Annotated in this window: 9 protein-coding genes and 1 pseudogene; 5 read left to right on the top strand and 5 right to left on the bottom strand. The window is 69.7% G+C overall.

Annotated features, from left to right (window positions below):
- Positions 1 to 132: 132 nt before the first annotated feature.
- Entirely contained in the window at positions 133 to 888 is a 756-nt protein-coding gene (locus tag LN042_RS28560; protein ID WP_230054291.1) for a hypothetical protein, read from the bottom strand.
- Positions 889 to 1,140: 252 nt separating this feature from the next.
- Here LN042_RS28560 and LN042_RS28555 point away from each other — a divergent pair, with 252 nt between their 5' ends.
- From LN042_RS28555 to LN042_RS28545, 3 genes and pseudogenes are all read left to right on the top strand, one after another.
- Positions 1,141 to 1,782, top strand: a complete 642-nt coding sequence (locus tag LN042_RS28555) for a thioredoxin-like domain-containing protein (protein ID WP_230054290.1) — start codon at positions 1,141 to 1,143, stop codon at positions 1,780 to 1,782.
- Positions 1,783 to 1,856: 74 nt separating this feature from the next.
- Positions 1,857 to 2,369, top strand: coding sequence for a MarR family winged helix-turn-helix transcriptional regulator (locus LN042_RS28550; RefSeq protein ID WP_230054289.1), 513 nt, complete (start codon positions 1,857 to 1,859; stop codon positions 2,367 to 2,369).
- A gap of 104 nt (positions 2,370 to 2,473) precedes the next feature.
- Positions 2,474 to 3,693 (top strand): annotated as a pseudogene (locus tag LN042_RS28545) (PP2C family protein-serine/threonine phosphatase).
- Positions 3,694 to 4,535: 842 nt separating this feature from the next.
- Here LN042_RS28545 and LN042_RS28540 read toward each other — a convergent pair.
- A complete protein-coding gene (locus tag LN042_RS28540; protein ID WP_230054288.1) occupies positions 4,536 to 4,703 on the bottom strand; it encodes a hypothetical protein in 168 nt (55 codons plus the stop codon).
- 439 nt (positions 4,704 to 5,142) lie between these two features.
- Between LN042_RS28540 and LN042_RS38100 the strand changes: the two genes are divergently transcribed.
- Positions 5,143 to 6,045, top strand: a complete 903-nt coding sequence (locus LN042_RS38100; RefSeq protein WP_372495837.1) for a DUF2752 domain-containing protein — start codon at positions 5,143 to 5,145, stop codon at positions 6,043 to 6,045.
- Between the two features lie 628 nt (positions 6,046 to 6,673).
- Positions 6,674 to 7,723, top strand: coding sequence for a beta family protein (locus LN042_RS28535; RefSeq protein ID WP_230054287.1), 1,050 nt, complete (start codon positions 6,674 to 6,676; stop codon positions 7,721 to 7,723).
- Between the two features lie 54 nt (positions 7,724 to 7,777).
- On the opposite strand, the gene LN042_RS28530 is transcribed toward LN042_RS28535, so the two are convergent.
- The 3 genes from LN042_RS28530 to LN042_RS37420 all read right to left on the bottom strand — a co-directional run.
- On the bottom strand, positions 7,778 to 8,911 hold the full coding sequence (locus LN042_RS28530) for a hypothetical protein (protein ID WP_230054286.1): 1,134 nt from the start codon (positions 8,909 to 8,911) through the stop codon (positions 7,778 to 7,780).
- A gap of 315 nt (positions 8,912 to 9,226) precedes the next feature.
- Positions 9,227 to 10,372, bottom strand: a complete 1,146-nt coding sequence (locus LN042_RS28525) for a site-specific integrase (protein WP_230054285.1) — start codon at positions 10,370 to 10,372, stop codon at positions 9,227 to 9,229.
- A 730-nt stretch (positions 10,373 to 11,102) separates the two neighbouring features.
- A partial coding sequence (locus LN042_RS37420; RefSeq protein WP_283843937.1) for a tyrosine-type recombinase/integrase occupies positions 11,103 to 11,720 on the bottom strand: 618 nt, incomplete at its 5' end.

Raw genomic sequence — 11,720 nt, 5'->3', positions numbered from 1 at the left:
CACCGCACGGTCTGCCGAGCGGCGAGGCGGCATCAACGCGCCGCGCACGCGGGCACCGAGACGGTGTGACGACCTATCGGCAGCCCAGCACCCGAACGCCACCGCACCGCGAGTGCGGGAGACACCTCATGCTCAAACCGCCGGCGCCGAGCACGGCGGACCCCGCCGGATGACGCAACTGCGCAACAGCAGCCCCGGCCGTGCGGGCCCGGCCACCTCCCAGACGGCACACGCGGCACCGACCCGGCGCACCAGGCCGGCGAGCAGGGCCAAAGTACCCAGCACACCGAGCAGCACGGCCATCGGCCACGCGGCGGCGACGCGATCGGCGACCCGGGCGGACAGCCGCACCGTGCGCCACAACGCCATCTCCCCGCGCCGCAGCACCCAGCCCATCATTACCGCGGCCGCCACATGCACACCCAGCATGGAAGCGGTGAACGACCCGGTCACCGCGTCCCAGCCGCCCATCGCCGCCATCTGCGGCACGGGCGGAGTCGGCAGGCCCGCCTGCTGCGCCAATTGCGCGGCGATGCTCGCTGCCGGATGTGACCCGCTGTCAGTGCAGAGCAGGCGTGCGCCCAAGTCGGCGAGGCTCGCGGCTTCGGCAGCCCGTGCCGCGGCGGCCTGTGCAAGGCAGAACAGCAGGTGCAAGCCCAACTGGCCGGCCAGCAGGACCACGGCGATCCCCGGCAGGTGCCGCTCACGTCCCGCCAGCGGTACCGCGATCGCCGTGACCGCACCCCAGCCGACTGCCACGGCCCACCAGGGAATCTCCATCCCGGAGGCCGACACGTGTCCGATCGTGGACAGCCCGACGCAGACCGCGGAGAACATCCCTGCTCTCAGCAGCCTCAGATCGGTGGCAGCACGCACAGGACCCGGCATCGCCGCTCATCCTCGCACCCACTCACCCAGCCCCTGACCACCGGGCCGCGTTCGCCCGCACCACCCGACCGTCCAACCGCCCCCGCCCCCACCCCCACCCCCGCACAGCGTGACCCGACAACTCATTGCACAGAGCAAAGAGTCCATGGAAGACTGTCCACCGCGCACGCCACCCCTTGCGTGCGTCCGCCGCGCCCGGTGCCACGGGCCGTAGGATCTCGTCCTCTTGCCCGCTCGCCGACAGGATTCGCCGTGGCCCCCGAAGGCTCCACCTCCACCGACCGGCGCGCCCGGATCGCCCAGTTGCGTGCCCAGGAGGAAGCCCGCGAGCGCCGCAACCGCATCCTGGGGATCACCGTGGCCGCCGTCGTGGCCGTCGCCGCGGCCGGCGGCGGCGCTTACGCGGTCACCCGCGCCGACCAGCAGCACAAGGCCCGCCAGGCCGCCGCAGACGCGCCGATACCCGGTGTGAAGACCTTCGGCACCTTCAGCCGCAACCACGTGACCCACCCCGTCCAGTACCCGCAGACCCCGCCCGTCGGCGGCGACCACAACCCGGTCTGGACCCCGTGCATGGGCAACGTCTACGACCAGCCCGTGCACAACGAGAACGCCGTCCACTCCCTGGAGCACGGCGCGGTGTGGGTCACCTACAACGGCAAGGCCACCCCCGCCGACATCAAGGTCCTCTCCGACAAGGTCAAGGCCACCCCCTACTCGTTCATGAGCCCCTACCCGGACGAGCCGGGCACCATCACCCTCAGCGCCTGGAGCACCCAGCTCATCGTCGACAGCGCTACCGACCCCAGGGTCAACGAGTTCTTCACCAAGTACGTCCAGGGACCCCAGACCCAGGAACCCGGCGCATCCTGCAGCGCCGGCTCCATGCAGTAACCCGGGGCCGGGCCAGTTGCGTGAGGACCCGCCCGGATGCGGCACCGGATGGCCGTACGCGATAGAAAAGAGGCATGCCGTCCGAGTCAGCGTCCAACGAAGCCGCCCAGTTCGCCTCGACCAGCACCGAGGAGGACCTCGTCACCGCGGTACTGACTGCCTCGCGCGTCCTGGTGGCCATCTCGGCGCGCTCGCTGGGTGAGGTTGAGGACTCCCTCACCCTGCCGCAGTTCCGGATGCTGGTCCTGTTGCACAGCCGTGGCGCGATGAGCCTGTCCCGGCTGGCCGAGCACCTCGCCGTCAACCCCTCCACCGCGATGCGGATGATCGACCGCCTGGTCGCCTCCGGGATGGTCGTCCGCGAGACCAGTAGTCAGGACAAGCGAGAAGTCCGCATCATCCTCACCGAGGACGGCATCGCCACCGTCACGGACGCCACCGAACGCCGCCGTGCCGAAATCGCCCGCGTCATCGCCAAGATGCCCACCCGGCAGCGCACCGGCCTCATCAACGCCCTGCGCGCCTTCTCCGAAGCCGGAGCCGAGCCCGCCGCACCACAGCGTCAACCGGATCTCCTCGGCTGGTGACCACGTCCGCCGCTGGTTGATTTCTGTCTCGGGTGCACCACCGGTGCCCAGGCACGCCGGGGTGTAGTGGGGCTGGGTCGGTGTGAGACTGAGGGGCGGAAGGGGTGATCCCCGTGTCGGAGCCACCACCCGCGTCCGCCGGTCCCGAGGCCGCCGTCGACGAGGCCCTGCTGGACGAGCTGCTCGCCGAGGCGCAGACGGCCCTGCCGGTCGAGCTGCCGGAGCTGGCTCATCGGTGCGGCTCGGTCTTCGGCCTGGACGCGGTGCTGATCTACCTCGTCGACCTGCAGCAGCGGGTGCTCGTCCCACTCGACGAGGCGTTGGAACGACTGCCGGTGGTCGACTCGCCCGCCGGATGGGCGTACCGCACGGTTTCGCCGCGTGTAGCCGACGCCGACGACGGCGTGACCGTCTGGCTGCCCCTGATCGACGGCGAGGAACGGCTGGGTGTGCTGGGGGTGCGATGTGCCTCGCCCGACGAGGCCCGGATGCGCCGCGGCCAGATGCTGGCCCATCTGCTCGCCATGCTGATCACCTCCAAGCGCGCCTACAGCGACTGGCTCGCCGGCCTCACCCGCACTGAGGCCATGCGGCTGCCCGCCGAAATGCTCCGGGCGTTCCTGCCGCCACGCACCGTCGGTAGCAGCAGGTGCGTCTCGACCGCGGTCCTGGAGCCCGCGTACGACATCGCCGGCGACGCCTACGACCACGTGGTGGTCAAGGACGCGCTGCACACCATGATCCTCGACTCCATGGGCCACGATCTGACTGCCGGCCTGACCACGTCGGTCGCCATGGCGGCAGCACGCAACGCCCCCGCCGCGCCGGCGGCGACCTGGCCGACATCGTCGGCTCCGTCGACCAGGCTCTCGCCCAGTGGCAGCCCGACCAGTTCTGCACCGGCGTGCTGTGCCTGCTCGACGCGGAAACCGGGGTACTGCGCTGGATCAACTGCGGTCACCCGCCGCCGCTGCTCATCCGTGCCGAGCGGGTGCTCACCGGTGTGCTGGACAGCCCCCCGCAGCCACCGCTCGGTCTGGCGCTTGAGCTCGCCCCTGCAGCTCGCCAGGTCCACGAGACGGCCCTGGAACCGGGCGACCGCGTCCTGCTCTACACCGACGGTGTCGTCGAGGCCCGCGACAGGGACGGCGCGGAGTTCGGACTCGACCGGTTCACCGACTTCATCATCCGCTCCACCGCTTCTGGTCAGCGCCCGGCCGAGGCGCTGCGCCTGCTCATCCACGACATCCTCGACCACCAGCGCAACCAGCTGCGCGACGACGCGACCATCGTGCTCTTCGAATGGCGCCCGCAACGCCGGTGACACTTCGGCATCCGGCCGTTCAGGGTGCCGGCCCCGACTGGCGGCGCGGTGGCAGCGGGATCCCGCTGGCGTCCTTGTCGACCTGCAGTCGGGCTGGCAGTGCAAGAGCCACTCGCCGTTCTACTCGCACCCTGGGAAAGCACGCCGCCGGTGCCGGGGGCGGCCTGCTGCCCGTTGCGGATTGCAGCCGAGTGGGCCTCAGTCCTCAGCGGTGCCGACGGCTTCCGGTGGTGTCGGCGCTTCAGTGCCGCTGAGCCGTCGAGTCATCAGGCGACCTCGCACCGGAGAGCCGCAGGCTCGACACGGTGGGGCACCGCAGTCGCTGTAGGGAGGCATCACCGGTAGACCGTTCAGCCGGTAGTACTCCCGCATCCCGCCGCTCGGCAGGTGGCACAGCCGCAGCTCGTACTCGCGTACCCACCGCCGAGGGCACCGCGCGCAGATGAACTCGACTGTCTCGACGCCTGGTTCGACAACCATGTCGTGCCCTCCGGACGAACTGCCCGATCTGCAAGGATTATTGCACTAGCCAAAAGTATGACAGTGCAAAGAGTCCTTCAAGCTTCGGTATGCCGCTCCCGCGATCATTCGTGTCCGAGCGTCGACAGCTCATGCGGAGGTGTTGTGGCGGCGGACGGCGATCTCCCGTGTCGCAGGGGTACCGTCTCTGGCTGGCTGGCTGCACGCCCGCCCGCTGCTCGTGGTCCGGGTCGCCCCCGCTGATGGCGGCTCGGTCATTGTCGGGGTGGAGGGGCAGGCGGCCGGGCCGTGTACCTCAAAGGGGTCGCTTTCGCGGAGGCCGCTTTGCGCTCAGCCGAGCTGGAGGCGCTGCCCTGCTGTGCTCAAGGGCCATCCTCCCCCGGGGCGGCGCGGGTCTGGGGCTCTCGATGAGGGTGAACGTGCAGGTGCTCACCGGCTGCGGCGGCACATGTCAGGCGTTCGCGCAGAGTGGGCAGGTCGACGGTTTCCGTCGCGGCCGGCGCGCCGGCCTCGTCGTAAGTGGTGATCATGAAATGCATGGCAGCTCGCTTCCGTGTGAACGGCAGGGCAGGACTACGCGCTCCGTGCCCGCGGGTGGTGCTCTGACGGCGTCGCTTGAGCGCGCTGCGGTGCCGGGTGCGTCAGCCGGCCTCCCGCTGGGCCGAGCCCTCGTTTCCTGTCGGCTTTGCCATCAAAGGGGAAGGCTCCGGCCGCGGTCCGGCGGTTGCCTGTTGACCAGTGCGACGGTGGCCCCGGCCGGCGACCATGAGCGGCAAAGGGGGTGGCCCGAGGCACCGCTGGACTCGGGTCCCATGGGCCAATTGTCCCCGAAGGCTTTGCATAGTGCAATAATGGGGTGGAACGGTCGGCCGACAGTCCGTCAGGGTTGGTCGCGGCGGGCGAAAGGAATGGTGCCATGGGTCTCGGGGCGGCTCAGTGCCTGTGGCTCGTCTGCCCAAGGCGCTCCCGATGCACCTGCGGCCGGGTTGTCATGCGGGCCGCGCCCGCCAGGACGTCACTTCGGCATCGGCTCACCTCCTTCGGGTTCCCGGACTCCGCCGCTACCGGTTCGTTCGAGCACGCGCAGCGGTGGGGCCGTTTCGCTCCCAGGCTCGCCTGGACCGGTGCTCCCAGCACCGTCGGACCGTTCGACCTCCTTGCCACCGCCCGCTCGTGGCGCCGGATGGGAGGGCGATGACTCGGAGCCCTTGGAGGCCCTGGGCTATGCCGCCCTGCCGGTTCGCCTGGGAAACTGTGGACCGTCACCGTCGGCTCGGGACCGTTGCCGCCATCGGCTTGTTCCTGGGTGCGGCCCTGGCGGTTTTCGGGCTCCCACCGGTGGACCTGCACGGCCCGCAGCACTACGTCGGGATCATGGCTCCCACGTGTGGCGGCACCCGGGCCGTCCGTGAGGTGCTGCTCGGGCACCTCGGCCTCTCGTGGCGCTACAACCCGCTCGGTCCGCTGGTCGTGCTCGGCGGCGTGGCCGTGCTCGCGCGTGAGGCGCTGGGGCGGGTGTGTGGCAGGTGGGTGAACGTCACGACAGTTCACCGGCCCACCGTGGCAGTGTTCCTGTCCCTGGCATCCGGTGCCCTGGAGGCGAACCAGCAGGCGCACGCTGCCTTGGTCGGTCCCCGCGACGGAGCCTCGGCACCGGGCTCGCCGATCCTGTACGGACTCGCAGTGTTCCTCGTAGTCGGCGGGGCTTGCGGGCTCTGGCTCCACAGGAGCCGGGCCGCCAGCGGATCCGCCCGGCAGCCGAATGCAGCCGCGAGCAGAACCGCGCAGCCCCGTACTGAAGCGAGGCTGAACCGGGGAGCCGATCACGAGGCGACCGCTGTGCCTCGAACTCCGCCGTGCGACACCCCATGAGCGTGGCGCACCTCTCGCAGTTCGCATGGGGCCGCCCGACAGCCTCATCCGCCGTCCCGGGGATCTGATCGCAGGTCACGGAGCCACAGTGGGCCGAGGCCGAGGAGCACTGGCAACCGTCCGCTCTCGACGAGCGAGGACGGGTGGGTCACCTCGGCAGCGTCGGTCGCACCCTGTGTCGCCCGAAACGTTGCTGCTGGTCCGCTCGTTGAACCGACTGGTCGTCGCCTCGTCAGTACGCCGACCTTGTGCTGAACGGCCGACGGCGAACTGAGCCCTCCGTTCTGGCAGAACGGCCGCCGCGGCGACCGGCCAAGGCCGGTACGGCGGCGAGCAACAGGGGAGACGGTCACCGACAAGCTGGTGCGGGGCTCGCTCACCAGCCACGTGCCAGGACGCTGTGGGCCTTCGGGACGAGGGCTGTCGCCAGCCGCGACTCGGACAGGACGTGATCTGCGCCGGCTCCGGTGCGGGGCGCCTGCCCCTGGTGCTCCGGTGGACTCTGGTGGTGAACGCAGGCCCTGCTGCGCCGTGTGCGCGCTCTGGTGTAACGGCGGCGAGCGCCGCACACTGGCGGGGCGACAGCAACCCGGGCAGCGCACGCACGACCGTCAGCAGGGGGATGCCGATGGAGTACGTACCGATCCTGCGCGGCAAAGCGGGCGAGTTCATCGCCCTGCGCAACACCAGTGCCGACGTGCAAGCACACATCCGCCCGCTCCTCGAAGTCCACCCCGACCAGCGCCTGGCCGACATCGTGCGGACCTTCGCCAGACACGCCGGCGAGCACCTGCCGGGCAACCTCACCGTGACCGTCGACTGTGGGCAACTCTGGCAGCACGGCGTCGTGGGAACCGGCTTCCGCGGCCACGCCATGCGCTGGCTCAGCGACGCCTTCGGCGACTGGCTCCACACACTCATCCCCGCATTCCGCACCACCGACCCGGCCGGCTCCCTTGACGAGATAAGACAGACCCAGCTCGCACATGGCGCGGGAGGTTGCCTGCGCATCGACCTGCACCACCTACCCGACGGCCCCCGGGCAATGACCGAAGACGTGCTCGACGCCCTTGCCGCCGTCGCGCTCGAGCCGCAGGACACCGACCTTCTCCTCGACGCCGGATACCTCCCCGACACAGACACGGTCACCGCCCTCGTCCCACGAGCACTCGAGGTCCTGATCTGGGCACACACACTGCCCTGGCGTCACATCGCCCTCGCCGGCGGGGCGTTCCCCCCGACACTGCGCCGCGTCACACCCCACGTCCTGACCGCTCTGCGCCGCTACGACCTGGACCTCTGGGAACACGTCGCCCGACGATCCGCAGGCCCGCCGCCCGATTTCGGCGATCACGGCGTCACACACCCCGACCCGCCGGCCGCTGCTCGCGTGCGAGCCGCCCCGGCCAACCTGCGCTATACCAGCGGCCGCCACTGGCACGTCGTGCGAGCCGTCGGCACGGCAGGCGTCGACACGCTTCGGCTGTGTCGCCAACTCACCCAGGCCGACGTCTGGCGCGACAGTCACACCGACCTGTCCTGGGGAGACGATGAAATCCGTATCCGAGCCGTTGGTCTCGCGGACGGCCCCGGGGGCCCCAGCCAGCGGCGTGCCTGGGAGACCTCCCACCATCTCGCCGCCGTCACCCGATCCATCGCAGAGCGGGGTAGGCCCTGATGGTGCCGCTTGCACGTGGGATGCCGCCGACGACGCGGTCCATGGGTGTTCCGCTCAGCCGTTGGCCTGTTGGCGCCCGGCAAGCGTGGTGGTGAGTTCGACCGTGGCGAGGTACCACCAGAAGATCCAGTCGAGGAACGCCGGATCATAGTCCTCCTGCTGGGAGGCGTCGCGGTGACGGATCTCGAACTTGTTGGCGATCATGAACAATGCGCCGTCGTCGGGTTTGCCGAGCTCGGCTCGGATGAGGTCGCGCCGCTCCTCAAGGATGCCCGCCAGGGCGATGATCGCTGAACGCTTCTCCTCGATGGCCGCACCGCGGCCGCGGTACAGGGCGATGGCGTGCGCCGTGCGCTGCTGGATGTCGGGGTCGGCGACGGCCAGCACCCGGTGGACGAGGTCGGCGCGGGCGTCATCCGTCACGGCCACGAGCCGGCCTTGGTCCTCGCCTTCGTCCGCGAGCCGGTAGTGGAGTCCGGCACCGGCGAGGAGCCGGTTCAGCCGCCACCGGTACAGCACCCGGGCGGGGCCCGTGTGGAACTCCTGGTGGTGCCAGCCGCACTGGTTCCAGTTGTGATAACTGCGGTCGCGTGGGCGGGAGACGAGGTCGTGGAACACCTCGACCAGGCCGAAGAAGGTGTCCTCGTCCCACTCCTGCGGCTTGAGGGGCCACAGCTGTCCGATCCCCAGACGCAGTTCCAGGACCTCGGCCGGATCGGGCAGCACCTCGTCGACATCGACGCACTCCTCGCCGAAGTGCTCGACGAGGTAGCCCTTGCCCTCCAGCTCTGTGATCAGCCGGGCGAAGCCGAGGCGGACCGAGTCCGGACGCGCGGGTGCCGCAGGGCTGGTGACGGCTTTGCGCTGCGGCCAGTAGGGCCGGGGCTCGGTGAACTGCCGGATTTCTGTGGCCCGGTCGATCAGCTCACGGAACCAGGCGTGCTGCGTGAGGACCCGGGCCTGCCCCCAGGCATTGGGAGCTGGTTGGCCCCAGGGGTCGTCGCTCTTGGGCGCCTCGGTGGGAAGGTCGTCGAAGTCCGAGCAGGCACTCGATCCCTGGAAGGCCTCGGTGAGCAGCCACTGTGCCCTGGACATCCAGTCCCGCCGCCCGGATGCCGCGATGTGGTTGCCCTCAGCGATGAAAAGGTCCGCGGGCCAGACCAGTTCGTAGTTGCTCAGATCTATCACGAGGGTCCCTCCGCGCCAGAGCCTGTCGGTCAAGCGCTCGACGTGCCGACCGTAGCGGGAGGATACCGGCGGACCCGGACAGGGCGGTGTGAAATTCCCCGGCTTCCCTTCGTCCACTGGTGCCAGTCTGTGTCGCGGGGTGCGCGGTTCACCGCAGGCCGAACTGCGCGGCCAGCGAGGGGCGCCGGGAGAGCAGGGTCTCCAAGTGGCTGTCGGGCCACAGCTCGAGGGCCGGAAGGATCCGTTCATTCTTCCTCGACGCGAGCAGCAGAGCTGATGCTCGTTGGCGGGCTGACATCGACATGTCCCGCGCTGTCAGGCCGCGAGAGGAAGGGGACTTTCTGACGCCCCGCGCTCGGCATCGGCCCGGTCGAGGGCGGCGGCGAGGGCTTTGACGGCTTCGTCGGCGGAGTCTTTGAGGAGGTGGCCGTAGAGGTTGATGGTGATGGCGAGGGTGGTGTGGCGCAGGGTCTTGGAGACGACGGCGATGGGGATACCCATGGCGATCATGATGCTGGCGGCGGTGTGTCTCAGGTCGTGAAGGCCGATCTTGGGCAGGCCGAGTTCGGCGGTGCGCTTGCGGAGTTGGTCGAGGACCCACTGGGGGCGAAGCGGCAGACCGTCCGGCTTGGCGAATACGAGTCCTTCCAGCCGTCCGTCGGGGTGGGCGGCCACCTGGAGGGCGGCTTGGCGGTGGAGGGCGGCCATGACTCTGGGGGAGAGGCTGATCCAGGCGCGGCTGGCCTCGGTCTTGGGCTCGCGGAAGAGGCTCTCGTTGTTGTTGACGGCGGCCAGGGTCCAGCGGACGTAGAGCTTGCGGTCCATCAGGTGGACGTCGGACCAGTGCAGGGCGAGGACTTCGCCGCGGCGCATGCCGGTGCCGAGCATGACCTCGAACAGGTCGGTGAGCCGGTCGGCGTAGTGCTCGGCGTTGTGCCGCAGGAACGCTGCGGCCTCATCCGGGGTCCAGCAGGTGCGCTCGGCGGCGCGGGGCTTGGGCGGGACGGAGTGCTTGGCAGGGTTGTAGCGCAGTCGCCAGGAGCGGACGGCGGCGTTGAGCGCGTTGCGCAGGGTGGAGACGACCCGGTAGATCGTCACGCGGCCCCGCCCGGCGTCCTGCTGGGCGGCGACCCAGCAGTCGATGTGCTTGGGGCGCAGGTCAGGGAGGCGGTGATGGCCGAAGGCGGGGATCAGGTCGCGCTCGACGCAGTCCGCGTAGCCGGCGTAGGTGTTCGGCGCGAGCCGCTCCTTCGCCGCAGCCAGCCACTCCCGTAGGTAGCTCGCCACGGTGGTGCGGCGGTCCTCGTACACCCCGCGCAGCTCACCGTCGAGCACCGCCTTCATCTCACGAGCCGCCTCCGCGCGGGTGGCGAAGCCGCCCCGCCGACGGGTGCGGCGCCTGCCCTCCTCCCGGGCCAGGTCGACGCAGTACGTCCACTTCCCGTGGTTCGCCTCTGCCACCAACCTCAGGCACCACGGACCCAACTGCTTCCCGTGCTCGTCCGTGCAGCCACACCGCCGGTACACCCGACCACGCTGCGCTCGCTGTCCCATGGGCTTCCTCTCTCGATGAGCGGTTGATCTCCTGGGACCAAGGTTCGCTGGGCGGCTGTGCGTGTCGGCAGAGCGTGAGGTCAGGGGCGCGAGGCACGGCGGGACCGACCGGGCAGGACACGCTCCAGACGACACACCGCATGGAAGATGACGATCCGTAGCCAGTGGGTAAGCGACCATGATCCGCCCACAGCCGTAGCGCCGGAGCGTCGCCCACCTGCACTGTCGTCTCCGCGGCCACCCGCGCCTTGCCGCAGCGGTTCCTGAAGGACCGACAGATCCTCGTCACCGGCAGTAGCCGGAGTGGGGTCTATGGCTTGGGGACCACTTTGGGACCAGGTCCTGATGGCCCAACTCCGCGCCCACAGGCCGAATCGGGCAATCGTGCGCAAAGTAACAACTGGCAAACGGTCAGCTCGTTCGGCGGGTGTCCTTGGGGTGGAACGCCAACTCATATGCATCTCAAGCTAGTTGGGCAACAAAAAAGCCGGAGCGGTGACGCTCCGGCAGCTGACAATATGTAAACCCCTTCTGGGGGTCAAGGGGTCGCAGGTTCAAATCCTGTCGTCCCGACTGTGAAGTCGGTTGTGAGAGCGGGTACTTGGGAAACCGGGTGCCCGCTCTTCTTGTTGTTGCGTTAGCTGGTGGTCGCATGGTGGTCGCCGGGCCACATCGGCCAGGGCGTCGATGGTTCGTCTGTTCGTGCCTGCTGATATGCGGGCAGTTTCCGGTGGGGGCGGGGGTGCTGGCGCCAAGGGCGCCGGGCGCGGCAGACGGGGCGTCCGAGGACGGCGTGGTCGGCGTTGTCGAGGATCCAGGCGACGGCGTCGACGGCCGCGCGGGCGGCGAGGCGGGTGAGGTCGGCATAGATGTTCGCGCTGGTCGACAGGGTGCGGTGACGCAGAGTCTTGGAGATGATGGGCAGCGGGACGCTGGCGGCCAGGGCGAAGCTGGTCATGAGGTGACGCAGGTCGTGGAGGGCGATGCGGGGGACGCCGGCCTTGTCGCAGAGCAGGTGGAAGTGGTCGAGGACGTTCTTGGGGTGCAGGGGGCGGCCGTGGCGGTGGAAGACGTAGCCGCCGTTGTCGGTGATGTTGCCGAAGGCGCGGGTGTCGGCGCGGTCGTCGAGGGCTGAGGCGACGCGGTCGGAGAGGGCGACCCACATCCTGCTGTCCCTGGTTTTCGGAGTGGTGAGCAGGAGTTGGTTGTTGTCGACGGCGGAGAGCGTCGCGCGGACGAAGAAGATGCGGTCGGG

The sequence above is a fragment of the Kitasatospora humi genome (assembly GCF_020907985.1).
Classification (GTDB): domain Bacteria; phylum Actinomycetota; class Actinomycetes; order Streptomycetales; family Streptomycetaceae; genus Kitasatospora; species Kitasatospora humi.
This window is presented reverse-complemented; position numbering and strand designations above follow the sequence as displayed.

Coding starts and splice junctions, on each gene's coding strand:
- LN042_RS28540 (WP_230054288.1), bottom strand. CDS start 4,703: ATGATCACCACTTACGACGAGGCCGGCGCGCCGGCCGCGACGGAAACC.
- LN042_RS28550 (WP_230054289.1), top strand. CDS start 1,857: ATGCCGTCCGAGTCAGCGTCCAACGAAGCCGCCCAGTTCGCCTCGACC.
- LN042_RS38100 (WP_372495837.1), top strand. CDS start 5,143: ATGCACCTGCGGCCGGGTTGTCATGCGGGCCGCGCCCGCCAGGACGTC.
- LN042_RS28560 (WP_230054291.1), bottom strand. CDS start 888: ATGCCGGGTCCTGTGCGTGCTGCCACCGATCTGAGGCTGCTGAGAGCA.
- LN042_RS28535 (WP_230054287.1), top strand. CDS start 6,674: ATGGAGTACGTACCGATCCTGCGCGGCAAAGCGGGCGAGTTCATCGCC.